Origin of the sequence: Citrobacter sp. S-77, from assembly GCF_963864895.1 — a bacterium.
Lineage (GTDB): Bacteria > Pseudomonadota > Gammaproteobacteria > Enterobacterales > Enterobacteriaceae > Citrobacter > Citrobacter murliniae.
The window spans coordinates 3,001,952-3,025,285 of record NZ_CAWLWU010000002.1; the positions used below are offsets into that span (position 1 = coordinate 3,001,952).

The following is a 23,334-nucleotide window of genomic DNA, read 5'->3' on the forward strand; positions in this document are numbered from 1 at the left end:
ACGCTGCTACGCAGTGACCGGGATGAGCGAGTATAGCCAACGCATCAGCAACTTGAAATATAACGAGTATATAAGGAAATCATTATGCGCTACTCAAAACTCTCTCTGCTGGTTCCATGTGCACTACTTCTCAGCGCCTGTACGACGGTGACTCCGGCCTATAAAGACAATGGTCCGCGTAGCGGCGCATGTGTGGAAGGTGGGCCGGACAGCGTGGCACAGCAATTCTATGATTACCGCATTCAGCATCGTAACAATGATATGACCGCCCTTCGTCCGTACCTGAGCGACAATCTGGCGAAACTGCTGACCGATGCCAGCCGCGACAACACGCACCGCGAACTGTTTAACAGCGATCTTTTCTCCAGCCGCACCACATTACCGGATAGCGCCAGCGTTGCCAGTGCATCGACCATTCCGAATAGTGATGCACGCAACATTCCACTGCGCGTAGAGCTTAAACAAGGGAATCAGACCTGGCGTGATGAAGTGCTGATGATCCGTGAAGGCCAGTGCTGGGTTGTGGACGATGTACGCTATCTCGGAGGCAGCGTACACGCGCCAGCCGGGACGCTGCGCCAGTCCATCGAAAATCGCTAATTACCACCATTCAACAGCTTAAATCATAACCCCCATAAATTGTCTGGCATTCTGCATAGAATGCCGACAATTATTCTTGCCCACTGGTGACCCCGCTATTTTGTGCTATGTTTAGATAAGAATGCGGTTTACATTTAACTTTTAACGCATAAATATTGCATAACTATTCTGTCAAAGGTAGTATCTGCGGCTTCAATAGCTATCAGACTGCCAGTATACGAGTGTCAATGAGTATTCAATTAAACGGCATTAACTGCTTCTACGGCGCCCATCAGGCGCTGTTCGATATCACGCTGGATTGCCCTCAGGGTGAAACACTGGTGTTACTTGGCCCAAGTGGAGCCGGGAAAAGCTCGCTACTGCGCGTACTCAATCTGCTTGAGATGCCGCGCTCGGGCACGCTCTCTATTGCGGGCAACCGTTTCGACTTCACGAAAACCCCTTCCGATAAAGCCATTCGTGAGCTGCGTCAGAACGTGGGTATGGTTTTCCAGCAATACAATCTTTGGCCGCATCTCACAGTGCAGCAAAACCTGATTGAAGCGCCCTGCCGCGTACTCGGTCTGACGAAAGAAAAAGCGCTGGCACGTGCCGAGAAACTGCTGGAACGTCTGCGCCTCAAGCCTTACAGCGATCGTTACCCACTGCATCTTTCCGGCGGTCAGCAACAGCGTGTGGCCATTGCTCGTGCGTTGATGATGGAGCCGCAGGTACTGCTGTTTGATGAGCCTACCGCGGCGCTTGATCCGGAAATTACGGCACAAATCGTCAGCATCATCCGTGAGCTGGCTGAAACCAACATTACTCAGGTGATCGTCACCCATGAAGTGGAAGTTGCACGTAAAACTGCCAGTCGTGTGGTGTATATGGAAAACGGTCATATCGTAGAGTTTGGGGATGCGAGCTGCTTTGCCAACCCGCAAACCGAAGCGTTTAAAAACTATCTCTCTCACTAAGATTCGGGACAATGACAATGAAAAAAGTTCTGATTGCCGCGCTAATCGCAGGTTTTAGCCTTTCCGCTACCGCAGCCCAAACTATTCGTTTTGCTACAGAAGCGTCTTATCCTCCGTTTGAATCCATCGATGCTAATAATAAGATCGTGGGCTTTGACGTTGATCTGGCGAATGCGCTGTGTAAAGAGATTGACGCTACCTGTACGTTCACTAACCAGGCGTTCGACAGCCTGATCCCAAGCCTGAAATTCCGTCGTTTTGACGCGGTAATGGCCGGCATGGACATCACTCCGGAGCGTGAAAAACAGGTACTGTTCACTACTCCTTATTACGACAACTCTGCGTTGTTTGTTGGTCAGCAAGGTAAATTTACCAGTATTGACCAGCTGAAAGGCAAAAAAGTCGGCGTGCAAAACGGCACCACGCACCAGAAATTCATCATGGATAAACATCCGGAAGTGACCACCGTTCCGTATGACAGCTACCAGAATGCCAAACTTGATCTGCAAAACGGTCGTATTGATGGCGTCTTTGGTGATACTGCAGTCGTGACTGAATGGCTGAAAGACAATCCGAAACTGGCCGCCGTCGGCGATAAAGTCACGGATAAAGATTACTTCGGCACCGGCCTGGGCATTGCTGTGCGCCAGGGTAATACCGAGCTGCAGCAGAAATTTAACGCTGCGCTGGAAAAAGTGAAGAAAGATGGGACTTACGAGACCATCTACAACAAATGGTTCCAGAAGTAATACTTGATGAATGAATTTTTTCCTTTAGCAAGCGCCGCCGGGATGACCGTCGGCCTTGCGGTTTGTGCGCTGATCATCGGCCTTGCGCTCGCCATGCTTTTTGCCGTCTGGGAGTCTGTAAAATGGCGTCCGGTGGCCTGGACGGGCTCAGCTCTGGTCACTATCCTGCGTGGGCTACCAGAAATTCTGGTCGTTCTGTTTATCTATTTTGGTTCCTCTCAACTTCTGCTGACGCTGGCCGATGGCTTTACGATCAATCTTGGGTTCGTACAGATCCCCGTTCAGATGCAGATCGAAAACTTCGACGTCAGCCCGTTCCTGTGCGGCGTCATTGCATTGTCATTGCTGTACGCGGCCTATGCCTCGCAAACGCTGCGCGGTGCGCTGAAGGCCGTTCCGCTCGGACAATGGGAGTCGGGTCAGGCGCTGGGGTTGTCTAAGACCGCCATCTTCTTTCGTCTGGTGATGCCGCAAATGTGGCGCCATGCTCTGCCAGGCCTGGGTAACCAGTGGCTGGTACTCCTGAAAGATACCGCATTAGTTAGCCTGATTAGCGTGAATGATCTGATGCTGCAAACCAAAAGCATTGCTACCCGTACTCAGGAGCCATTTACCTGGTACATCGTTGCAGCCGCTATTTACCTGGTGATTACGCTGGTGAGTCAGTACATTCTCAAACGCATTGACCTGCGCGCAACACGTTTTGAGCGGAGACCGGGCTGATGCTTGAGTATTTACCTGAATTGATGAAAGGGCTGCATACCAGCCTGACACTCACGGTCGCATCCATCGTTGTGGCTCTGGTTCTGGCGCTAATTTTCACCGTCATCCTGACGCTGAAAACCCCCGTGCTGGTCTGGCTGGTTCGCGCCTATATCACGCTGTTTACCGGTACGCCGCTGCTGGTGCAAATCTTCCTCATCTACTACGGGCCAGGACAATTTCCCGCGTTGCAGGAATACCCGGTACTCTGGCATCTGCTGTCAGAACCGTGGTTGTGCGCCCTGATTGCGTTGTCATTAAACAGCGCGGCCTATACCACGCAACTGTTCTACGGCGCTATCCGTGCGATACCGGAGGGCCAGTGGCAATCATGTGGTGCGCTGGGGATGAGCAAAAAGGATACGCTGGCAATACTGCTACCTTACGCCTTTAAACGCGCCCTATCCTCTTATTCAAACGAAGTGGTGTTGGTGTTCAAAAGCACCTCGCTGGCCTACACCATTACGTTGATGGAAGTCATGGGCTACAGCCAGTTGTTGTATGGTCGCACTTATGACGTGATGGTCTTCGGTGCAGCAGGCGTCATTTACCTGATCGTAAACGGGCTGTTGACTTTAATGATGCGCTTAATCGAGCGCAAGGCACTGGCGTTTGAACACAGAAACTAACCATATAATCCAGACCGTATAAACTGCATAAGACAATAACATCAAGACGGACAAGTCTCTCAACTGTCCGTCTTTTTTTATCTTATAAAAAATACTTAATCATTTTTATTGCATACAAATTCATTAAATGGCATTGTAAATCTATGCCGCAGACACGGTAAATAATCATAAGATTGACAGACGGGAGTTCCACCATGAAAAAGTTAGTACTGGCCGCATTACTTGCTACTTTCGCCACCGGCGCCTCAGCTGCTGATAAAATTAATTTCGGTGTATCAGCGACCTACCCGCCATTTGAATCGCTGGATGCGAGCAATAAAATTGTCGGTTTTGACATCGACCTGGCAACAGCATTGTGCAAACAAATGCAGGCTGACTGTACTTTTACCAATCATGCTTTCGACAGTCTGATCCCCGCGCTAAAATTCAAAAAATATGATGCGGTGATTTCCGGTATGGATATCACCCCAGAGCGTAGTAAGCAGGTCTCCTTTACTCAGCCATACTATGCAAACTCTGCGCTGGTGATTGCGAAAAAAGATACCTATAAAACTTTTGCCGATCTAAAAGGCAAACGTATCGGAATGGAAAACGGCACCACACACCAGAAATACCTGCAGGACAAACATCCTGAAGTAAAAACTGTAGCCTATGACAGCTACCAGAATGCGATCATCGACCTGAAAAATGGACGCATTGATGGCGTATTTGGTGACACCGCGGTGGTTAATGAGTGGCTGAAAACCAACCCTCAGTTAGGTACGGCAACGGCAAAAGTAACTGACCCTGAATATTTCGGAACCGGCCTTGGTATCGCAGTTCGCCCGGATAACAAAGCCCTGCTGGAAAAATTGAATAATGCGCTGGCCGCCATCAAAGCTGACGGTACTTATCAAAAAATCAGCGACCAGTGGTTCCCGCAATAATCTCCCCTTGTCAGAAAAGCCGCAATCGCGGCTTTTTTTTTCTCTTTACGCTTCCGCTTTCAGTCTGTTCCTGGGTCATATCCCGATTCCTGGCATACACTTGTTAAAACGATAAAAGTGAGGCAAAAGGATGATAGCGTTCCCTGCCAGCTTACTGATCCTGAATGGAAAAAGTGCTGATAATCTCCCTCTACGTGATGCAGTCGCCCTGCTTCGCGATGAAGGCGTGGAAATTCATGTTCGCGTTACCTGGGAAAAAGGTGATGCCCGGCGCTACGTTGATGAAGCCCGTCAACTGGGTGTCGCAACGGTGATTGCCGGCGGGGGTGACGGCACCATCAATGAAGTCTCCACCGCGTTAATTCAGTCGGAGGATAGCCACGCTATCGCACTGGGTATTCTGCCGTTGGGAACAGCGAATGACTTCGCCACCAGCGCAGGCATCCCAGAGGCGCTGGATAAAGCGTTAAAGCTTGCTATCGCCGGGAATACGGTAGAGATCGATATGGTACAGGTGAACGATAAAACCTATTTTATCAATATGGCGACGGGGGGTTTTGGAACCCGGATCACCACCGAGACACCGGAAAAACTCAAAGCCGCACTGGGAGGCGTGTCGTACTTTATCCATGGACTAATGCGAATGGATACCCTCAAACCCGACAGTTGCGAAATTCGCGGTGAGGGCTTTCACTGGCAGGGCGACGCGCTGGTGATTGGCATCGGCAACGGGCGCCAGGCTGGTGGCGGACAGCAGCTTTGCCCAACAGCACTGATTAATGACGGTTTGCTACAGTTGCGGATATTTACTGGAGAAGAACTGCTTCCGGCACTGCTTTCGACGTTAACGCAATCCGATGACAACCCTAACATCATTGATGGAGCATCGGCATGGTTTGCCATCCGTGCGCCACATGAAATCACCTTTAATCTCGATGGTGAACCGCTCAGCGGACAGGAGTTTCATATTGAAATCCTGCCCGCAGCGTTGCGTTGCCGGTTACCACCAGATTGCCCGCTGTTACGTTAGTACAAAGCAATCCGCAATGATTCAGGCAATTGTGACTTTGCTATCCAGATAAACATCCTGCACGGCGTTAATCAGCTTAACGCCGTCTGCCATAGTTTTCTTGAAGGCTTTACGACCAAGAATTAATCCCATCCCACCGGCACGTTTATTAATCACCGCTGTGCGCACCGCATCGCTGAGATCGGTTTCGCCCCCGGCGGCCCCGCCTGAGTTAATTAATCCAGCCCGGCCCATGTAGCAGTTCGCTAGCTGATAGCGCACCAGATCGATAGGGTTGTCAGTCGTCAATTTGCTATAGACGCGATCGTCGGTGTAGCCGAAATTAACCGCTTTATACCCGCCATTGTTTTCTGCCATTTTCTGCTTAACGATATCTGCACCGATAGTGGCAGCCAGGTGGTTAGCCTGCCCGGTTAGATCGGCGGAAACATGGTAATCCACGCCGTCTTTTTTAAATGCCGAATTACGCAGATAGGCCCACAGAACCGTCACCATCCCCAGTTCATGAGCACGCTCAAATGCCGCAGAAATCTCTTCAATCTGGCGACGCGACTCCTCTGAACCAAAATAGATGGTCGCTCCAACCGCTACCGCCCCCATGTTGAACGCCTGCTCCACGCTGGCATACAGCGTCTGATCAAAGGTATTAGGGTAACTGAGCGTTTCATTGTGGTTAATTTTCACAAGGAATGGGATACGGTGCGCGTAGCGGCGAGAAACGGAAGCCAGCACACCATAGGTCGATGCCACGCAGTTACAGCCCGCTTCGATAGCCAGCTCAACGATATTCTTTGGATCAAAGTACAACGGATTAGCAGCAAACGATGCCCCGGCGGAATGCTCCACGCCCTGGTCCACCGGCAAAATAGACAGATATCCCGTCCCGGCGAGTCGGCCTGTGTTGTACAGCGTCTGCATATTACGCAGCACGGCAGGTGGACGGTTATTATCCACCATCACTCGGTCGACGTAGTCATGTCCAGGCAGGTAAAGTTGATCAGAAGGAATGGTCATACAACGATGCTGTAAAAGGTTGTCGGCGTCTTTGCCAAGCAACTGCGCAATATCAGTCATAGCTATGCTCCCGTAAGTTCCGGCCAGATACCGGAATATGGATTGTCCTGACCCGCCTTGTTGCGGGCAGCAATAAGTCTGGTACTGACTGCGCATTTTTTCCATCTTTAGCGCACTTTTCAGCGGTTTCCGCTGGCTCGATTCAGGCAGAAAAAATGTTACAGCGGTCAAATTTAAGCCACAAAGGTATTTTAAAGGTATTATCAAGTGGTACTATCGAGGCGTACCTTACCTGTCATGAAGGATTTAAAGATGAAAACTACAGTTAAGCTGTCGTTCATGATGTTTGTAGAGTGGTTTATCTGGGGCGCCTGGTTTGTGCCTCTCTGGCTATGGCTGAGTAAAAGCGGATTTACCGCCGGTGAAATTGGCTGGTCCTATGCCTGTACAGCGATTGCTGCCATTCTCTCACCAATTTTTGTTGGCTCGTTAACTGACCGCTTTTTCTCCGCGCAAAAAGTGCTGGCCGTGCTGATGTTCGTCGGGGCAATTCTGATGTACTTTGCGGCGCAGCAAACGACATTTAGCGGATTCTTCCCGTTATTACTGGCGTACTCGTTAACCTATATGCCGACCATTGCGCTCACTAATAGCATCGCTTTTGCCAACGTACCGGACGTCGAACGCGATTTCCCACGCATCCGTGTTATGGGGACAATTGGCTGGATTGCTTCCGGTTTAGCATGCGGATTCTTACCGCAAATGCTCGGCTACAACGATATCTCACCAACCAATATTCCACTGCTCATCACCGCCGGAAGCTCTGCTTTACTCGGTGTTTTTGCCTTCTTCTTACCGGATACACCACCGAAAAGTACCGGCAAAATGGATTTCAAAGTCATGCTGGGGCTGGACGCATTAATCCTGCTGCGTGATAAAAACTTCCTCGTCTTTTTCTTCTGTTCGTTCCTGTTTGCTATGCCACTCGCGTTTTATTACATCTTCGCCAACGGCTACCTCACGGAAGTCGGGATGAAAAACGCTACCGGCTGGATGACGCTGGGCCAGTTCTCTGAAATCTTCTTTATGCTGGCGCTGCCGTTCTTCACGAAACGCTTTGGCATCAAAAAGGTATTACTGCTTGGTCTTATTACCGCGGCGATCCGTTACGGATTTTTCGTTTACGGCGGCGCGGAAGAATATTTCACTTACGCACTGCTGTTTCTCGGCATTCTGCTGCACGGGGTCAGTTACGACTTCTACTACGTGACGGCCTATATCTATGTCGATAAAAAAGCGCCAGTACACATGCGGACTGCCGCCCAGGGGTTGATCACTCTCTGTTGTCAGGGATTCGGCAGCCTGCTTGGGTACCGTCTGGGCGGGGTGATGATGGAAAAAATGTTTGCCTATAAAGAACCGGTAAATGGTCTCACTTTCAACTGGGCAGGTATGTGGGGATTTGGCGCGATTATGATCGCCGTCATTGCCGTACTGTTTATGATTTTCTTTCGCGAATCAGACAAAGAAATCACCGCAATTAAGGTGGACGATCGCGATACTGCGTTGACACAAGGGGAAGTAAAATGAAAGCAGAACGTATTCTCGGTGCTCTTTATGGGCAGGCGTTAGGGGATGCGATGGGTATGCCGTCGGAACTATGGCCAAGAAGCCGTGTTAAAGCACACTTTGGGTGGATCGACCGCTTTTTGCCTGGCCCTGCGGAAAATAACGCTGCCTGTTATTTTAACCAGGCAGAATTCACTGATGACACATCAATGGCATTGTGCCTGGCTGACGCCCTGCTTGAATGCAACGGGGAAATCGTACCAGACGTGATTGGACGCAATATTCTGGCCTGGGCCCAACGCTTTGATGCCTTCAATAAAAACGTACTCGGCCCCACGTCTAAGATTGCGCTAAACGCTATTCGCGATGGTAAGCCGGTCGCCGATCTTGAAAATAACGGCGTAACCAACGGCGCAGCGATGCGCGTTTCTCCGCTGGGTTGTCTGCTGCCAACACGCGATCTCGATGCTTTTATCGATGATGTGGCGCTGGCATCCAGCCCGACGCATAAATCAGACCTGGCGGTGGCCGGTGCAGTGGTGATCGCATGGGCGGTTTCGCGTGCGATCGACGGAGCGAAATGGGCGGATATTGTCGAGGCTCTCCCAGCCATTGCCCTGCATGCACAACAAAAACGGATCACTACCTTTAGTGCATCGCTCTGCGCACGTCTGGAGCTGGCGCTTAAAATCGTCCGCAACGCAGACGGTGCAGAATCGGCCAGCGAGCAGTTGTATCAGGTCGTTGGAGCCGGTACCAGTACCATTGAATCCGTCCCCTGCGCAATCGCCATGGTTGAACTGGCGGGGACCGACCCCAACCGCTGCGCCATTCTGTGCGCTAACCTCGGCGGCGATACGGACACTATCGGCGCAATGGCGACAGCTATTTGCGGCGCGTTGCACGGCCCTGACGCTATTGATTCGATGTTGAAACTGGAGCTGGATACCGTTAATCAACTGGACTTTACACGCTACGCCACGGAATTGACGCGCCTGCGCGAACAACGGGAGGCATTATGAGCATCACGCGTCTGCGAGATCTTCTTCCGCAATTACACACTCAGCAGCCGGTAACGGTGGTGGGCGCGGCGGTAATTGATGTGATTGCCGATGCGTATGCCCTTCCCTGGCGCGGTTGTGACATTGAGCTGAAACAACAGGGCGTTAACGTTGGCGGCTGTGCGCTGAATATTGCTGTAGCGCTCAAGCGTTTAGGTATCAACGCCAGTAATGCTCTGCCGCTAGGCCAGGGCGTATGGGCCGATATTATCCGCAACCGGATGGCAAAAGAGGGATTACACAGTCTGATCGATAATGCTGAAGGCGATAATGGCTGGTGTCTGGCACTGGTGGAGCCGGATGGTGAACGCACCTTTATGTCCTTCAGCGGCGTAGAAAATCAGTGGAATGCTGACTGGCTGGCACAATTGAACATTCCGCGCCAGAGCCTGGTTTACCTGTCAGGCTACCAGCTGGCCTCACCGTGCGGCGAGCTGCTTGTGCAATGGCTGGAGGGTCTGGAAGAGGTGACGCCGTTTATCGATTTTGGTCCACGGATCAGCGATATTTCTGATGCCCTGATGGCACGAATTATGGCCTGTCATCCGCTGGTGTCACTGAATCGCCAGGAGGCAGAAATCGCCGCCGGGCGGTTCAGGTTAAGCCCCGATGTTGAAGGTTTCGGCGCCGAATGGGTGAAAAAATTTACCACACCGGTTGTGGTCCGCCACGATAAAGAGGGTGCATGGTATTTCAGCGAGCAAACGTCCGGTTGCGTTGCCGCATTCCCCACGACGGTCGTGGATACTATTGGCGCGGGTGACAGCCACGCAGGAGGAATGCTGGCTGGACTGGCCTCGGGCTGGTCGCTGGCCGATGCCGTACTCCTTGGCAACGCAGTGGGATCGTGGGTGGTCGGTCATCGCGGCGGCGATTGTGCCCCCTCACGTGACGCGTTACTCCTCGCACACAAAGACGTATAGATCGCTTCGACAATAGCTAATACTGTACTCAATGGGCCGTTGCTGCTGGTCGAGCGCTACCTGCTTGATCACCAGTACCGGCACTCTGCTGTCCATCTGAATATGCGACTGAAATTCCGCATCTGGCATCCGCGCGCTGACGCGTGAGCGCGTACGCTGCGGGAAAATATGCTGGCTGCGGAAATAGTCATAAAGAGAAACACCGATGGAATCCACATCATGAATAAGATGCGCGGGAACCCACGATTCTTCAATTGAAACGGCATCTTCATCCACGTAGCGAATACGTTTGAGCAGGAAAACTTCACTTCCGACGGCAATTGCCAGTTGCTGCGCCACCTCTTCCGGGCATGCCACCACACGTTTGTTAACCCACAGCGTATCCGGCTTTTTACCGCGTAAAACCACCTGCTGCGAAAAACCGCGTGCTTCTTTTAGCGAATACTCGAAGATATTATTAATCTGCGTCCCGTAACCACGGGCGCGGGTTACCACACCTTCTTCTTCCAGCGCCTGCATCGCTTTGCGCACCGTAATTCGTGAAACACCAGTCAACTGGCTGAGATCGCGTTCACCAGGCAGAATATTGCCATGTTCCAGGATCCCGCTGCGCACAGCGTCCTTAACCGTTTGAGCGAATTTCATATACAGCGGCGTGTTATCTGCCGCTGAAATACGTTCATTCAGTTGCGCGATAAGCTGGGTATGCGCTTGTTCCATTTATCTTTTTCCTGGCTGCCAGTACTGCAGTCAGTATATACAAAAAATCATTCAAGATGCATCGTGGTGGCGAATGTGAAATCGACCGGGAGCAATATTGAAAGATAATCTGTGTTACCACCACGCATGGAAATGATGCACCGGACCAATCCCCTCCCCCACCTCAAGCGTATCCGCCTGAGCCAGTGCTGCAGAGAGCCACAACTTAGCCTCCTGTACCGTGTCGGCCCAACTGGAATGACGCGGACGCAGTGCCGCCAGCGCCGCCGATAGCGTACAACCAGTACCGTGGGTATTTTTGGTCATCACCCTTGGGGCGGTAAAACGCTGTTCACCATCGCGGGTAAAAAGCCAGTCCGGGCTTTGTTCGTCATCCAGATGACCACCTTTCATTAATACTGCATCACAGCCTAACGCACGAAGTGCACGCCCTTGTTCGAGCATTTCCAGTTCCGTTCGTGCGTGCGATGCCCCTAGTAACGCCGCAGCTTCTGGCAAATTCGGCGTGATAATTGACACCTGCGGCAACAAACGGGTACGTAGTGTTTCAACCGCAGAAGACGAAAGTAATGGATCGCCGCTTTTCGCCAGCATGACCGTGTCCAGCACCACGTTCTGCACCTGATGACGGCGCAGGCGTTCAGCGACCGCCTCAACAATGTCCGTTTCAGCCAGCATGCCAATTTTGGTGGTATCGATACGCACATCATTGAATACGGAGTCCAGCTGCGCGGCGACAAAATCAGGTTCGATCCGATAAACCGACTGCACCCCGCGCGTATTTTGCGCCACTAACGCCGTAATTACAGAGCAACCATATGCCCCGAGCGCTGAGAAGGTCTTCAAGTCAGCCTGAATACCTGCGCCGCCGCTAGGGTCGGTTCCGGCTATCGTTAATGCGTTAATGCGTTTCATGCTTGCTCCTGCATTTCCAGGTTATAGAGGGCATCGAGAAATGCCGGGATAAAACTTCCCGGTCCGGCTGCTTGTTCAGAGGCTATTTTTCCAGCCTGCTTCATCCAGCTACAGGCGGAAGCCACGTTATCAAGCCGATCACCATGCAGTGCGCAACTGGCTGCTACCACCGCCGACAGAGCACATCCAGTACCAACCACACGCGTCATCAGCGGATCACCTCCGCTCACGCTGACGGTGCGCTGTCCATCGGTGACGTAATCCACTTCCCCGGTGACCACAACAATAGTTCCAGCCTGGCGCGCCAGCGCCTGTGCCGCCGGAAGTGCTGCGACTGCCGTATCGGTGGTATCCACCCCTCGCCCACCGCTGTTCATCCCCGCGAGGGCAAGTATTTCCGAGGCATTACCGCGAATTGCGGCAGGCCGAAGCGGCAGTAAATCCAGACAAAAATAACGACGATAGTCCAGAACACCCACGGCAACGGGATCGAGAGTCCAGGGGGTTTTAGCAAGATACGCCCGCTCGGCTGCAGCACGCATTGCCGTGGCGCGACGTTGAGTGAGAGTACCTACATTAATCAGTAACGCACTGGCGATAGCTGCAAACTGGCTCGCTTCTTCCGGTTCAATCACCATTGCAGGCGACGCACCTAAAGCCAGTAATGTATTGGCAGTAAAACTCTGTACGACCTCATTGGTCATACAATGTGTGAGCGGGGAAAGTGTTCTAAATTGGTGAAGGGTATGGGCCGCGAGCGTGCGGCTGTGCAGGTCAGGCTGCATGGTTCAGCTCCTGCCCGCGCGAAGAAGGGACACGAGCAGTGTCAGACTTCCCTACGCTGGCATTATCCAGATCAGGTGGTACGGGTATTTCTCAGCCTTCACAAGGAAGGGCACCCCGAGTCAAATAAAACAAAATCAAAAGCTTGCGATTAACGTCCCGTTAATCCCTGTTCTGGATCATGCCAGCGGGAAGCCAAAGACTCAACCCTAAAAAATCCTCTGTGTCCCAGTTTGTGTCTCACGTTGTGTCCCACAGATAAATGGCAGGCACAAAAAAACCGCCCATAAGGCGGCTTAAGAAAATAATTTCAATCGTGATGATTTAAATGGAATCTATTTTCTGCATACGCTTTCTTCATGCAGTCGAAGTGCTTTTGCCAATTCCAATTGGAATGCAAAGGAAAGGCGGGAACGGCTGATCTTTATACCATCAATAATGATGTATGTAGGGTAAACAGTGACCATGCGGCCCAAGTATTGAAAGTGTTTAGGGTGGTTTGACTTATCGTTATTCATTGTGTGCCATCCGTCTGGGTGGGGGTATTCCCGCCAACGGATGATTGATCTAAAATCGATCAAAATCAATAACTTAACAGATCACCAAATCCAGGGGGTGTACACTGGCGAGCCTCCCTCAGCCTAACCTATACACGACCATAAAATAGGGGCGGATTCCTTCCAGTTGGGTGGGAAAATATCCGGGAGTTTGGATATTGTTGCTAGGCCCCTCGATCTGAGGCCCCGGGTGATGATAGTATTTTCACCAAATATCTGGGGGCACTCCCTACCGGATGGCCTGCATTCTGGTCAAACATTGTCCAACCTTCCGCTCTTACAGTGCGCCCACTCAGATATCCCTTTATTCTCAATCAATTAATAACAACACAATACCATTCTGTCCTTTTAACCTGTGGACCAGTGGCCCAGCCGGGCCACCCTGGAGGCGTCCGCCTCCCCTGTGCGCCTGTGGCGCGTTATCTTATGGCAAGCAATACAAACCCACAGGGTTAAGAGTGGTAGCGCCACAGGTGCATACAGAGAGCGGGCCTACAGAGGCCCTTTGAGGGGCGAAGGCTTTCGCCCCGATTGGTATTGATAATAACTATCGCTTACAAACGATATTGATTCTCATATGGCAAATAAAAAAGCTGGGGATTATTCTTGAGGGTAAATTGAAAATTTGCCAGGCAACACTATAACGAAATGATAATTAATTTCCCATAAATACAGTAAGTTAAAGGCGCTTAGGGAGTCAAATCACCTTACCCGCCTTGTGTTAATAGTACATTAAGCAACCATCTTTTACCCACATAAACAGCCCATTACCTCCCCTGCAGGGTCATTACTCTGCCATTAAACGCGATTAAACCCGATTTAATTCACTAAAAAGACACATCTTAAAATAAATCATTTTTGTCGTTTACAAATACATGTTTTTGATCAAATATTTATCATTGTTAGGATCTGGAGGGTACAGAATGAATTTCGTAGAAGGCTGTAAATCAGTTCAGGAAGTGAAAGCGGTAGCGACAGAGCTACTCAAACAGGGCAAGGGGTTGACGCTGTACCGTGACGCCTGGTTATTGGGTTATGAATTAATGCTGAGGGTGTCGGATCTGCGCTCCATCCGTTATGACGACATCAAAGGCGATCACCTTGTCCTGTCCCAACAGAAAACGGGTGAATCTATCCGGGCGAGGCTCACCGATACCGCTAAACGCATCATAGCGGCCCGGAGAGAGGTGAACCCTGATCATGTATACCTCTTACAGTTGGACAGCCACAGGAGCAAGGGAAAGCCTGTAAGCCGCTCCAAATTGCATGAGGAAATTAGCTACGCCGGGGAAAAGCTGGGGCTGAATCTTTCGACCCACAGCATGAGGAAGAGTAAACCAACTATCGGATATGACAATGGGGAGGATATAGCCGTAATCAGTAAGGCATTGGGGCACAAATCGTTATCCAGTACGCTCCATTACATTGGGGCCACACAACGCAAAGTAGATGATTTCAGTGATAAATATTCAATAGAGGATCTGTTATGAAAAGCCCGGATATTAGGAATTATAAAAGAGAAAAGGCTCCCACTAGGGGAGCCTTTTTGTATGGACGGTTAGTTCGGCCCGCCCTGCATCAGCATGTTGAAAGCCTGCTGGTTGTTGGTCTCAACTTCAGAGCGGACCAGATCCCTAACCTGCCCATCCTGCACTTTCACATTGACGTTCACGTTAAGCGGCTGGTTTAGCCACGCTGGCGGCGTCATCAGTGGATTACCTGCCATATCAACTTTAAGCTGTGGCGCTGTAATCGTCGGAGTAGGAGGTACATAACCCGGATTAGAGTAAGAGCTTACCCACCCTGTTTTATCTGCTGGTTTGGCAAAGTCTGGATTAGTCGGAAGGTCTGGGCTGTGGATGAAATCCCACAGTTTACCCAGCGGGCTATCTTTCTTCAGATTGCCCCCGGCGGCGGTGTCCTGTCCATACATGGCGTCGTTAGCGTCCATGACTTTATCCCAGGCATAATCCCCACCTACCGAACCGATCGCAATGCCCCAGCCAACAGGACCGCCAGAGAGAGCCGCCGCGCCGCCTACCTTACCAACTTTCGGACCCCGGCCCGGTTTGTTTGGCTTGTCTTTACCTTCCCCACCAGATCCGCCAGTTGTAGCGGCTTCAATACCACCAATAGCGGCGATCCCTTTCATGACCCCCAGCAATTTGGTTAGCGGGTTGAGCATGGTCAACAACCATTTAAAGGCCCCGCCCAACTTCCAGATAGAGCCAGCGAACAGAGCCACCCCGGCGGCGTATGCTGCCATTTCTCCCCAGGATTTAAGCTGCTCACCAGTGATCCCCATCTTAGCGGCGTAATACTCAATAATGCGGAAAGTCAGGATCACAGTGTCGTGCAACTCTGTAAACGCATCTGTAGCACCCTCAACGATTTTCCCGGCGATATGCCCGAACATCTCAAAGGCCCCACCAGAGCCGTTAACGGCGGCGCTAATAGCGTCGAAAGCGCTGGTTAAAGAGTCACCGAAACCAGAAGTAAAGAAGATATTCATAGCGTTCTGCATACTGGTTTGCAGGCGCTGCCAGCTTGCCCGGTTGGACTTCATAGCCTTATCCAGAGCGCCTCCGTTACGGGCTGCGGCTTTCATCTGTTTAGCCACGTGTGGGAGGATGTCCTTAGAGAACAGCTTCCCGTCTTCCATCAACTTAAATAGATCTTTCTCTGTCAGGTTGGTAACGCCTTTCATGTCGTTAAGAGCCTTAACGAACAGACCCACAGCGCCCGGGAGAGCCTCAGCAAGCTGGCCTTTGAGTTCTTCACTCATCACCGTTCCCTTAGACATCATTTGGTTCAAACTTTTCAAAGCGCGTGATTGGGATTCGGAGTCTGCACCAGTAACAAGCCCCCATTCACTGGCACCCTCAAAGATGGATCGCATCTGGTCTTTAGGGAGTTTGTCCCCAACAGCGGCGGCAAATTGAGTGTAATCACGGGAAGTCTTCAGGAGGTCCAGCCCCAAACGGTTTGATTGATCACGGAGATAATCAAACTCTTTAGCGGCCTTATCTGTGGAACCGGTGATCGCTGTCAGACCAGAAAGCGCGGATTCAAAATCCTGTCCGGTGGTCATGATCTTGCCGGAGAGCGCTACAGTTGCGGCAAGGGTGATCGCCCCGCCTGCCCCCTCGATCACGGAGGTGTCCAGTTTGTTAACTTTGGCGGTTACTGGAATTGTGGCTCCCCTCATGCCTACCCGCCCATGTTGGCGCATGGTTTGCTGAAGTTTTGACACACGGGCGTTATATTCCTGCAATGCCATAGCCCCGGCGTGATACTGGCGGGTAAGCTGTCCAAACTCCTGGAGGTGTCCAGCACGTTGGGCCGGGGTCACGTTGGCGTTAGCCGCTGCGGTATTAAAGCGGATGGCTTTAGCGCGGATTGTCTGGAGTTTGCGCTCCGCAGCGATCTGTGCTTTGGCTGCTTTGGCCTCTGCTGCCGCTTTGGCTTTGGCTTCTGCCAGTGCTGCTTTTGCGGCGGCGTCCTGCTGTTTGCGGCGGATCTTGGTGTAGGTGTTTTCCTCAAATTTGAAGCGTAGCGGCTTCATCTTGGACGCTACTTTGTCCCACTCTTTCCCCACACTGCGGATCTTGTCTACCGTCTTTTTGTAGCTTGAACCATCTACTGTAAAACGGGTTTTGTTAACAGTAGACGTAACAATCACGTTTCCACCTGCCATTATTCAGCCCCTTCCAGATTGATAGCTTTCAGGGTGCGCCCTGCTGCCTTGTTGATGATTACCCGGCGGTGACCTGCTGGCAGGTCTGCGGATTTGGTCAGGAGAGACACAGGGCGACCGTTGGCGCTGAATCCCTGATCCTTGTGACATAGGGCAATGCCCCGGCTCTTAATAGCGCGGCTCTTCTGGGCGCTGTCTGCGGCACCTGTGGAGGCTTCCAAATGGGTTGAGTACAGAGCGATAGCCTCATACAGTGACAGATCGGCCTGTGCCTTGCGGAGTTCGTTCTGTTTGGTTGCCTCTTCGGCTTCCCGGTAGCGCTGTTCTGCCTTCTGAATTTCCAACTGATTGAGGAGGTTCTTAAATGCTTCCATGTGAGAGGGTCCTTATAATGAAAGTGAGTACCACACCCCACAGGAGGAGGGAGGCGGGCTTAAAGGGGATATAGAGGAGTGAGGCGAGAAATTTAGAGAGTCTTGCCTGACGCTTAACCAGTTTGGAGCCCAAATAACCCTTTAGACCCCATTCCGTTGGGTTGGACATAATTACCGAGATTTAATGATTGCCTGGCGGGCCTGCTGACGAGCTTCAGAAACGATCAGCCGCACACGGCGCATACTCGTCCCCTCTTTGTATACAGGGCTTTCCACATAGCGGGCGCTGCGTAGATTCTGCAAAACCTGGTCATACGGGAGCATTTGCTCCACCAAGTAACGGGGTGAAGGTTGGGTAAGAAGTAGGGAGACAATCTTACTGTTGATCCCCAGAAGTTCCGCCATTTTGGAGAGGTTCAGGCTGTCGGCTTCCATCTGTTTAGACATGACGCCTTTTTCAGCCAAGTTAGCGAGGTCTTTTGGTACTAGCGTGGAGATTTTGTGTCGAGTGTTATATGTGGGAAATCAATTGCAGATTTTTAAAAGGCTCCGCCGAACTTGTCAACGTCGCTTTCTTCTGGCTCCAGATATTCAACAGGCAAGCCGTTGACCATCATCACATTAGAGCCAGCCACATAATCAATAGCAGGGTTGCGTAAATCATCGTTTGCGGCCCCCTGCTCTACTGGCACAGGGACAGGAGCGGGACGAACAGCGCCCCCGCTGAGGTCCACAGGAGCAACTCCAGACGCTGCCGGGCGGCTTCTATGTACGCTGTCAGATCCACACTCAATAATTCCAGGCTGGTGAGTTCCTGCATTCTCTACGATCTCCTTCGGTTGGGGTGCTGCGGTTGGTTTGGTTACTTCAGGTTTAGCGGCTTCAGGGGTTCCCACCATTTCCGGGATGATCGGGCAGGTGCGCCACTCTATCGTTTCGCCCTGCTTTCTCTCCACCTTCTGGATCAGTCCGATCTCTACCATCTCGTTTACAAGTCGCTTAACGGTAGAACGGGAGGCCCCGAGATAACGCTCTAGGGTGGCGCGGGAGAAATAGGCGGTCTGCCCGTTTCTTTCAAAGCCTTGGATCAGGCTGTAAGTGATTTTCATGTTCCCGGTGAATGGCTTCCCGGCGACCTTCTCAATATTCAGGAGGTCATTTTCCAACATTACAAATCCGTTACTTACTGCGTTCATCTTGCTGTTTTCCTTCTGCGGAAGCGACTAAAAGAGGGTGGTTTTCAAGGTAGGCGGCTAACGCCTGTTTAACGATGGTATGGGGAGCGCCACCACCCGCCCTTACCAGTGCATATAACTGATCGGCTTGTTCTTTCGGGAAGTCGATTTTCATAAAACCCCCTTATTTGCTGTAACCATGCCCATATTGCCGAATAGGTAATGTCTTGTAATTCAGGATGTCATTGCCCGCTACCTGTTCAGATTTCGCCAACAAGCCCATTTCTTTTAGGCTATTAATCACCTTCCCTATTGTTGGGCGAGTGACGCCAACCATATTCGCGAGATCCGTTTGGGAAATATGAATAACTCCGTCCGGGTTCTTATTGGCATCAAGAAAAAAATAAACAAGTTTCATCACAGGAGTAAAATTTACCCCGGCGATCTTGTTGGTCTGGAAATGTTCAAACGGAATAGTTAGACCGTTCATAATTAAACCTCCTGTAATTCTGCGATGTGTACAGCGGTGAGGTTGAGGCCGAACCAATCACCCCACCATGACGCCGGGGCGGTGATCGCCGGGTTGCCAATCGTCACCAACTTGGAGGGGCTAACCTGCGTCAACATTTCGTAAATGTCATCGTACAGGGTGGGGTCCAACTGGTTAATCGTCTGCTGTGCATACGCTGACAACACAGGGGAATCACTCAAATCTGCATAAGGCTGATATTTGCTCATTGTTTCCTCTCCAAAAAGTAAATGAATAATTAGTGAACGATAACGGGAAGCTCTCCGGTGATACGCTCAAACTGATCCGCCGCTTGCAGCATGATAAAGGCCATCACTTCGTCGTATTTCATCTGGACGCCTTTAGCCTCAAAGAGGGATTGGAACGCCAGCACAATGGAGGCTTGCATGTCTGTAGACTTGGAAGCGAACAGCGAAACGGCTGCTTTAACTTCAAGTGCTTTCTCTGCGTCCATCTCGGTGACCTTTGCAGCGATACGTTGAGACTGTCGCATGACGCCGGATGCTTTTGATTTGGTCAGTTCAAGGGCCTGCGTAATCGCTTCAACTTCTCCCATACGTCCGGCGGCTTTCATTCGGCTACGGGTTTCTGTCAGGGTCTTACGGGTCAGGTCACGCTGATCGACACGTTTAACCATTTTTTCTACATCGAGGTAAATACTCATTGCAATCTCCTTTCGGGTGGTTTATAATAAGATGGGATTCTTTATATCCAATTAATCACCTCATCACAATGTCTATTTTACACTATTTGACAATGATTCGCAACAATTTTCTTGATTTGTATTGCGCTCAGTTGTTTATTGTGCTAGAGGCATAGAAAGCCTCTGTAACGCTCTCAGTGAGGCGCAGGGCGTTTATAAGATGTTTCCCTGTCTACGTATGAGAAAGCGCCATAGCGGCGCGTTTAGGGGGGCTTCCTGCTGCTTGTGGTTCTGTACGCTGTACCGGGCCGGGGACCTACTCCCCAGCCGCCCAGATGTCACCTTACATCGTGCGGTGTTCCAAAGGGGTCTTGCTCGCTGGTGCGAGCGCTGCCAAAGAGGCGCGTCTGTAGGACGCTTAACAGAGATCAGTCTCTTACCAATCAATCTACGATTTCCCAACACTCCCTTATAGATCTTGACCTGGCCCTGGGAGTTAGAGTTATCGGTTAGTCTTATTGATTAGTATTATTGGGGTCCAATGTGAACCCCCTAGCGGGTCCAGCCTGACCCCCTACCGGGTCCAATATGACCCCTCCCCGGAGTGAGCCACACAGGCGAGACTCCACATTGTGGGAAAACAGGCCGACGGCCTAAAACCTGGTAAGGCCGCTCAGGCCCAGAAGGTTTTAAGATCGATAAAATAACGAATGAAATAATAACATTGCGTTAGCAATTTATTAATTGAATGAAGTTATTTTATGAGATCAATAAGACCATAGCCCGGAGGGCGAGCGTAGCGAGGTCTTATATCTAGTCTAGTATTGTGTGCCTGGCCGGGCACGGGGGTAAGGTTTTTATTATTACTTCGTGTGCCTTTCGCGGCTACATGGTCATGTTGTCTGAAGTGCCAACACGGGAATCATAACTTCCTCCCAACCACTCAATGAAAATTGACATACCTATCCTCCCAAGCGTGCAGACGTGCCAGCAATGCACAAGATGAAGGACAATACAATTAATTTTTATTGAGAATCATTCTCATCTATGATAAAATAATTGCATGGTTATGAGTGAAGAGGTGGATCTCCTAGAGACCATTACGCAACCTCCAATTCATCGCCGTATGCTTTAGCCAGCATCGGAGCCGCGAGCCTCTGATCCTCCCGGCCTCCACCCTAAGCGCTCTCCCGAGAGTTTTTAGGGTGTAGAGTACCACCGATTCCTTACACAGATATTTCCCTCCTACGAAATGTTGATAATGCCTCTAATCATAAGCCTCGTTCTACCGTGGCTTATTCTAAAGCGCCTTTGTGAAAGGGCTTTTTAGAATACATGCGATCTCCTCGTATGTGGGGCTGGTCCTTCACGGGGCCGAGTCATCCCGGCTGGTTACCGGGTGGCGATAAACCTTGTTTACTCAGGGTTTCCGGGGCGTTGGTAGCGTCCCGTTTTCTTATGGGGTTTCTTAGTTGAGCCATGAAAGCAAATCATGTAAGGCTTTGAGACCACACAAGAAAAAACTCTCCTTCAAGATTGTTTTAACGCTAGAGCTTTTGGTCGAGTGGATATCGGAAGTTACAAGCCTTTAAGGCCCGGTGGCTCTCCTTTCCGGGTCCTTTTTTATGGTCCTTTGCTCTGTGGCGCTTGCTCCCGTGACGCTATGGAGTGAGGGATCATAAAAAAGATGTTCTACATCTTCCCTACCCGTCGAGGGTGAGAGAGAGCCAGATTAGAGACGGGCGGCGCGGATTGCCGCCCTTTTCTATTCACCCCACGGCCTCCCATCTTCCAACAATTCGAGGTGTCCCTCTGTGGCGCTTCTTATATCCAGTGCAATGCCGGATCACCTGTGGACTCTCTCCACGTCTGACACCCTCCATAAGGAAAACCTTTATGAAAACTTCCGTGCGCTACCCGGTAACGCAAGGCGATGTAATCGTCAATGCGGCATCGCCTCTGTTTGATCGTACTGAACTGACCACCGACAAGGCTCTCCCGGCTGACGTTTACTGTGGTGACATTCTGGACAGCAAAACTTTTACACTGTTCGACGCTACCGCCGCTGACGCTGGTGAGCCAGTTATTAACCTGTCTGATATGTCCGCCGATGGACAGCATAAGACCCTAGTCATTGTGGATCGCCACGTTGTGATCACTGATAACTTCCTCCGCGCCAAAGATGACGCAAGCAAGAAAGCCGCACTTAAAGCGCTGACCGCTTCCGGCTCCATCCGTCTGGCAATTAATGCCGACTATTTCGCGTAAGATTAGGAGATCACACAATGGCTATTGATTTCAAAAAGTTTGAAAAGCTGGACACCGTTACCGCTGTTAAAGATGTGCCAGCAGGTAACCACCTGATCACTGATCTGAGTATCTTCTCCAGCATTACCTCCACCACCCCAAACGCTCAGATCCTGGACATTGTAGAAAGCCAAGTTGACGAACTGGAACAGGTGAGCCGCTACGGCACAGAGGTAAACTCCATCAAGATGGATAAGCCGCTGTTGCGTAACCAGGAGATCCCACACTACGCAACCGAAGCCGACGTAAAAACCGCCGATTGGCAAGCGCTGGTTAGCCCGGCTAACCCGGATCAGGAAGCCGCCTTGACAGAAGTCATTGCTGCAAAATCTATCCGTATGCGTAACTATCATCTGGAAACCGTAGAGGCCACCCTGGCCCGCGCCCTGTTCAAACAGGAAGCGAAAGCAGCTAAGACTGACGACGGCGACGTAGATTTTAACGCTGTGTTTGGTACTGCCCCGCTGGACTACACCCTTGACGCTGCTCTGGGTCAATCTGTTTACCAGCAACTGGCACAGATTCGCCGCATGTTGGTGAAAGAGTACGGCGCGAGCCGCTCCTACTTGGATCGCTTCTTCTGCTTCTGCTCTCCGGATCTGTATGATGCGCTGGCAGGTCACTCAGAAGTAACCAACCTGATCACCAATAAAGTGGCGGAAGCTGCAAAAGGCGTGTTTATCCCGGTTAACACTGCGGGTTATGACTCCTTCAGCATTGGCAACATTACTTTCATACTGGCGGACGATGACCGCTACGAGATTGAAGCTAAATCCGGCCTGTTCGTTCCTAAGTTCCAATCACCTGACCGTAACCCGTTCAAACTGGTTCGTGGCCCGGCGTCCCGTAATCAGGACATCGCCGCAAAAGGTGTTATCAGTCCGTACTACCAGAAAGTGATGGTTGACCGTTACAACATGGTAACCATTCACCAAGAGGCGAGCTTCATCCCGCTGAACTTGCGCCCGAACTACACGCTAAACGTCAAGCTGAAGTAATGCAGAATACCCCCGGATCCGGCTGGGGGTTATCTCTTCCGGTTATATTCATTTTTACTTTTACACTGAGGTATCACATGAAAGTTTCAATTAATATCCCCGGCGCTGGTCAAGTCTATGTATCTGGCGTGGCGGAAGTAATTAACCGTAAGGCGCTGTGTAAGGAGTTGGGGATCTGCAATATCACTCTATGCCGTCTGGAGGCGCAACACGGCTTTGAACATGCTTTGAGTGTGCTATTGTCTAAAAAGCGCACACTAGTAAATTAGTATTAAAAGGCGAGCCATTGGGCTCGCCTTTCTACTTTTGCATAATCCAATCACTAGCAATATGAACACGGCAAAAATATAAATTCAGGCGAAAATCGAATCAAAAAAAAATACATTACCGGGTGGCAATCACGAAGATAAATGTTTT

The 23,334-nt window shown here is 50.9% G+C and carries 25 protein-coding genes and 1 riboswitch; of the genes, 13 read left to right on the forward strand and 12 right to left on the reverse strand.

What is annotated here, in order from left to right:
* Positions 1 to 84: 84 nt before the first annotated feature.
* The 7 genes from AACS05_RS14930 (at position 85) to yegS (ending at position 5,652) form a co-directional block, all read left to right on the forward strand.
* Entirely contained in the window at positions 85 to 600 is a 516-nt protein-coding gene (locus tag AACS05_RS14930; RefSeq protein ID WP_045444822.1) for a lipoprotein, read from the forward strand.
* 227 nt (positions 601 to 827) lie between these two features.
* Positions 828 to 1,556 carry an arginine ABC transporter ATP-binding protein ArtP gene (gene artP / locus AACS05_RS14935; protein ID WP_045444825.1) on the forward strand — a complete coding sequence of 243 codons (729 nt, stop codon included), beginning with the start codon at positions 828 to 830 and terminating at the stop codon, positions 1,554 to 1,556.
* A 17-nt stretch (positions 1,557 to 1,573) separates the two neighbouring features.
* Positions 1,574 to 2,305: an arginine ABC transporter substrate-binding protein ArtI gene (gene artI, locus AACS05_RS14940; protein WP_045449691.1), complete on the forward strand. Its 732-nt coding sequence runs from the start codon at positions 1,574 to 1,576 to the stop codon at positions 2,303 to 2,305.
* Positions 2,306 to 2,311: 6 nt separating this feature from the next.
* Positions 2,312 to 3,028, forward strand: coding sequence for an arginine ABC transporter permease ArtQ (gene artQ / locus AACS05_RS14945; protein ID WP_045444828.1), 717 nt, complete (start codon positions 2,312 to 2,314; stop codon positions 3,026 to 3,028).
* The gene (gene artM, locus AACS05_RS14950; protein ID WP_045444831.1) at positions 3,028 to 3,696 is read left to right on the forward strand and encodes an arginine ABC transporter permease ArtM; all 669 of its coding nucleotides are present in this window, start codon (positions 3,028 to 3,030) and stop codon (positions 3,694 to 3,696) included. Before artQ ends, artM begins: the two co-directional genes overlap by 1 nt.
* Before the next feature lie 194 nt (positions 3,697 to 3,890).
* On the forward strand, positions 3,891 to 4,622 hold the full coding sequence (gene artJ, locus AACS05_RS14955) for an arginine ABC transporter substrate-binding protein ArtJ (RefSeq protein ID WP_045444834.1): 732 nt from the start codon (positions 3,891 to 3,893) through the stop codon (positions 4,620 to 4,622).
* 130 nt (positions 4,623 to 4,752) lie between these two features.
* On the forward strand, positions 4,753 to 5,652 hold the full coding sequence (gene yegS / locus AACS05_RS14960; RefSeq protein WP_045444837.1) for a lipid kinase YegS: 900 nt from the start codon (positions 4,753 to 4,755) through the stop codon (positions 5,650 to 5,652).
* Between the two features lie 21 nt (positions 5,653 to 5,673).
* On the opposite strand, the gene fbaB is transcribed toward yegS, so the two are convergent.
* Positions 5,674 to 6,726, reverse strand: a complete 1,053-nt coding sequence (gene fbaB, locus AACS05_RS14965; RefSeq protein WP_045444840.1) for a class I fructose-bisphosphate aldolase — start codon at positions 6,724 to 6,726, stop codon at positions 5,674 to 5,676.
* A 252-nt stretch (positions 6,727 to 6,978) separates the two neighbouring features.
* On the opposite strand from fbaB, the gene AACS05_RS14970 reads away from it, so the two are divergent.
* From AACS05_RS14970 to AACS05_RS14980, 3 genes are read left to right on the forward strand one after another with little or no spacing between them, the layout of a single operon-like run.
* Positions 6,979 to 8,256, forward strand: a complete 1,278-nt coding sequence (locus AACS05_RS14970) for a nucleoside permease (RefSeq protein ID WP_045444843.1) — start codon at positions 6,979 to 6,981, stop codon at positions 8,254 to 8,256.
* Positions 8,253 to 9,257, forward strand: a complete 1,005-nt coding sequence (locus tag AACS05_RS14975; protein ID WP_045444846.1) for an ADP-ribosylglycohydrolase family protein — start codon at positions 8,253 to 8,255, stop codon at positions 9,255 to 9,257. Before AACS05_RS14970 ends, AACS05_RS14975 begins: the two co-directional genes overlap by 4 nt.
* Positions 9,254 to 10,219, forward strand: coding sequence for a PfkB family carbohydrate kinase (locus AACS05_RS14980; protein WP_045444849.1), 966 nt, complete (start codon positions 9,254 to 9,256; stop codon positions 10,217 to 10,219). The genes AACS05_RS14975 and AACS05_RS14980 overlap by 4 nt, the downstream gene beginning before the upstream one ends.
* Here the strand turns inward: AACS05_RS14980 and AACS05_RS14985 are convergent.
* The 3 genes from AACS05_RS14985 to thiM all read right to left on the reverse strand — a co-directional run bounded on the left by AACS05_RS14985 (position 10,193) and on the right by thiM (position 12,639).
* A complete protein-coding gene (locus AACS05_RS14985) occupies positions 10,193 to 10,939 on the reverse strand; it encodes a GntR family transcriptional regulator (RefSeq protein ID WP_045444852.1) in 747 nt (248 codons plus the stop codon). The genes AACS05_RS14980 and AACS05_RS14985 overlap by 27 nt on opposite strands.
* A gap of 114 nt (positions 10,940 to 11,053) precedes the next feature.
* Positions 11,054 to 11,854, reverse strand: coding sequence for a bifunctional hydroxymethylpyrimidine kinase/phosphomethylpyrimidine kinase (thiD, locus tag AACS05_RS14990; protein ID WP_045444855.1), 801 nt, complete (start codon positions 11,852 to 11,854; stop codon positions 11,054 to 11,056).
* Positions 11,851 to 12,639: a hydroxyethylthiazole kinase gene (gene thiM / locus AACS05_RS14995; RefSeq protein WP_045444858.1), complete on the reverse strand. Its 789-nt coding sequence runs from the start codon at positions 12,637 to 12,639 to the stop codon at positions 11,851 to 11,853. Before thiM ends, thiD begins: the two co-directional genes overlap by 4 nt.
* A 31-nt stretch (positions 12,640 to 12,670) precedes the next feature.
* Positions 12,671 to 12,767: riboswitch (TPP riboswitch) on the reverse strand.
* 1,350 nt (positions 12,768 to 14,117) lie between these two features.
* Here thiM and AACS05_RS15000 point away from each other — a divergent pair.
* Positions 14,118 to 14,684 (forward strand): tyrosine-type recombinase/integrase, encoded by a 567-nt coding sequence (locus tag AACS05_RS15000; RefSeq protein ID WP_045444864.1) that lies wholly within the window; start codon positions 14,118 to 14,120, stop codon positions 14,682 to 14,684.
* 68 nt (positions 14,685 to 14,752) lie between these two features.
* On the opposite strand, the gene AACS05_RS15005 is transcribed toward AACS05_RS15000, so the two are convergent.
* The 8 genes from AACS05_RS15005 to AACS05_RS15040 all read right to left on the reverse strand — a co-directional run bounded on the left by AACS05_RS15005 (position 14,753) and on the right by AACS05_RS15040 (position 19,633).
* Complete coding sequence (locus tag AACS05_RS15005; RefSeq protein WP_223307002.1) at positions 14,753 to 16,891, reverse strand: tape measure protein; 2,139 nt, start codon at positions 16,889 to 16,891, stop codon at positions 14,753 to 14,755.
* Positions 16,891 to 17,265 carry a hypothetical protein gene (locus tag AACS05_RS15010; RefSeq protein ID WP_045444867.1) on the reverse strand — a complete coding sequence of 125 codons (375 nt, stop codon included), beginning with the start codon at positions 17,263 to 17,265 and terminating at the stop codon, positions 16,891 to 16,893. The genes AACS05_RS15005 and AACS05_RS15010 overlap by 1 nt, the downstream gene beginning before the upstream one ends.
* A gap of 171 nt (positions 17,266 to 17,436) precedes the next feature.
* Positions 17,437 to 17,712: a hypothetical protein gene (locus tag AACS05_RS15015; protein ID WP_223307003.1), complete on the reverse strand. Its 276-nt coding sequence runs from the start codon at positions 17,710 to 17,712 to the stop codon at positions 17,437 to 17,439.
* Positions 17,713 to 17,804: 92 nt separating this feature from the next.
* Positions 17,805 to 18,461, reverse strand: a complete 657-nt coding sequence (locus AACS05_RS15020; RefSeq protein WP_045444875.1) for a hypothetical protein — start codon at positions 18,459 to 18,461, stop codon at positions 17,805 to 17,807.
* Entirely contained in the window at positions 18,445 to 18,615 is a 171-nt protein-coding gene (locus tag AACS05_RS15025) for a hypothetical protein (protein WP_172626166.1), read from the reverse strand. Before AACS05_RS15025 ends, AACS05_RS15020 begins: the two co-directional genes overlap by 17 nt.
* A 9-nt stretch (positions 18,616 to 18,624) precedes the next feature.
* Positions 18,625 to 18,930, reverse strand: a complete 306-nt coding sequence (locus tag AACS05_RS15030) for a helix-turn-helix domain-containing protein (RefSeq protein ID WP_045444877.1) — start codon at positions 18,928 to 18,930, stop codon at positions 18,625 to 18,627.
* 2 nt (positions 18,931 to 18,932) lie between these two features.
* Positions 18,933 to 19,178 (reverse strand): hypothetical protein, encoded by a 246-nt coding sequence (locus AACS05_RS15035; RefSeq protein WP_045444880.1) that lies wholly within the window; start codon positions 19,176 to 19,178, stop codon positions 18,933 to 18,935.
* A 29-nt stretch (positions 19,179 to 19,207) separates the two neighbouring features.
* Positions 19,208 to 19,633 carry a hypothetical protein gene (locus AACS05_RS15040; RefSeq protein WP_045444883.1) on the reverse strand — a complete coding sequence of 142 codons (426 nt, stop codon included), beginning with the start codon at positions 19,631 to 19,633 and terminating at the stop codon, positions 19,208 to 19,210.
* A gap of 1,875 nt (positions 19,634 to 21,508) precedes the next feature.
* Here AACS05_RS15040 and AACS05_RS15045 point away from each other — a divergent pair.
* On the forward strand, positions 21,509 to 21,880 hold the full coding sequence (locus AACS05_RS15045) for a hypothetical protein (RefSeq protein WP_045444886.1): 372 nt from the start codon (positions 21,509 to 21,511) through the stop codon (positions 21,878 to 21,880).
* A 17-nt stretch (positions 21,881 to 21,897) separates the two neighbouring features.
* Positions 21,898 to 22,917: a major capsid protein gene (locus AACS05_RS15050; RefSeq protein WP_045444889.1), complete on the forward strand. Its 1,020-nt coding sequence runs from the start codon at positions 21,898 to 21,900 to the stop codon at positions 22,915 to 22,917.
* Positions 22,918 to 23,334 lie beyond the last annotated feature (417 nt).

What these genes read in the sequence shown, in the direction of transcription:
- artI (WP_045449691.1), top strand. Translation starts at nt 1,574, where the DNA reads ATGAAAAAAGTTCTGATTGCCGCGCTAATCGCAGGTTTTAGCCTTTCC.
- artJ (WP_045444834.1), top strand. Translation starts at nt 3,891, where the DNA reads ATGAAAAAGTTAGTACTGGCCGCATTACTTGCTACTTTCGCCACCGGC.
- AACS05_RS14980 (WP_045444849.1), top strand. Translation starts at nt 9,254, where the DNA reads ATGAGCATCACGCGTCTGCGAGATCTTCTTCCGCAATTACACACTCAG.
- fbaB (WP_045444840.1), bottom strand. Translation starts at nt 6,726, where the DNA reads ATGACTGATATTGCGCAGTTGCTTGGCAAAGACGCCGACAACCTTTTA.
- AACS05_RS14970 (WP_045444843.1), top strand. Translation starts at nt 6,979, where the DNA reads ATGAAAACTACAGTTAAGCTGTCGTTCATGATGTTTGTAGAGTGGTTT.
- AACS05_RS15040 (WP_045444883.1), bottom strand. Translation starts at nt 19,633, where the DNA reads ATGAGTATTTACCTCGATGTAGAAAAAATGGTTAAACGTGTCGATCAG.
- thiD (WP_045444855.1), bottom strand. Translation starts at nt 11,854, where the DNA reads ATGAAACGCATTAACGCATTAACGATAGCCGGAACCGACCCTAGCGGC.
- yegS (WP_045444837.1), top strand. Translation starts at nt 4,753, where the DNA reads ATGATAGCGTTCCCTGCCAGCTTACTGATCCTGAATGGAAAAAGTGCT.
- AACS05_RS15000 (WP_045444864.1), top strand. Translation starts at nt 14,118, where the DNA reads ATGAATTTCGTAGAAGGCTGTAAATCAGTTCAGGAAGTGAAAGCGGTA.
- AACS05_RS15025 (WP_172626166.1), bottom strand. Translation starts at nt 18,615, where the DNA reads ATGAAAATCGACTTCCCGAAAGAACAAGCCGATCAGTTATATGCACTG.
- artP (WP_045444825.1), top strand. Translation starts at nt 828, where the DNA reads ATGAGTATTCAATTAAACGGCATTAACTGCTTCTACGGCGCCCATCAG.
- artQ (WP_045444828.1), top strand. Translation starts at nt 2,312, where the DNA reads ATGAATGAATTTTTTCCTTTAGCAAGCGCCGCCGGGATGACCGTCGGC.
- AACS05_RS15035 (WP_045444880.1), bottom strand. Translation starts at nt 19,178, where the DNA reads ATGAGCAAATATCAGCCTTATGCAGATTTGAGTGATTCCCCTGTGTTG.
- AACS05_RS15015 (WP_223307003.1), bottom strand. Translation starts at nt 17,712, where the DNA reads ATGTCTAAACAGATGGAAGCCGACAGCCTGAACCTCTCCAAAATGGCG.
- thiM (WP_045444858.1), bottom strand. Translation starts at nt 12,639, where the DNA reads ATGCAGCCTGACCTGCACAGCCGCACGCTCGCGGCCCATACCCTTCAC.
- AACS05_RS15045 (WP_045444886.1), top strand. Translation starts at nt 21,509, where the DNA reads ATGAAAACTTCCGTGCGCTACCCGGTAACGCAAGGCGATGTAATCGTC.
- AACS05_RS15050 (WP_045444889.1), top strand. Translation starts at nt 21,898, where the DNA reads ATGGCTATTGATTTCAAAAAGTTTGAAAAGCTGGACACCGTTACCGCT.
- AACS05_RS15030 (WP_045444877.1), bottom strand. Translation starts at nt 18,930, where the DNA reads ATGAACGGTCTAACTATTCCGTTTGAACATTTCCAGACCAACAAGATC.
- AACS05_RS15020 (WP_045444875.1), bottom strand. Translation starts at nt 18,461, where the DNA reads ATGAACGCAGTAAGTAACGGATTTGTAATGTTGGAAAATGACCTCCTG.
- AACS05_RS15005 (WP_223307002.1), bottom strand. Translation starts at nt 16,891, where the DNA reads ATGGCAGGTGGAAACGTGATTGTTACGTCTACTGTTAACAAAACCCGT.
- AACS05_RS15010 (WP_045444867.1), bottom strand. Translation starts at nt 17,265, where the DNA reads ATGGAAGCATTTAAGAACCTCCTCAATCAGTTGGAAATTCAGAAGGCA.
- AACS05_RS14985 (WP_045444852.1), bottom strand. Translation starts at nt 10,939, where the DNA reads ATGGAACAAGCGCATACCCAGCTTATCGCGCAACTGAATGAACGTATT.
- AACS05_RS14930 (WP_045444822.1), top strand. Translation starts at nt 85, where the DNA reads ATGCGCTACTCAAAACTCTCTCTGCTGGTTCCATGTGCACTACTTCTC.
- AACS05_RS14975 (WP_045444846.1), top strand. Translation starts at nt 8,253, where the DNA reads ATGAAAGCAGAACGTATTCTCGGTGCTCTTTATGGGCAGGCGTTAGGG.
- artM (WP_045444831.1), top strand. Translation starts at nt 3,028, where the DNA reads ATGCTTGAGTATTTACCTGAATTGATGAAAGGGCTGCATACCAGCCTG.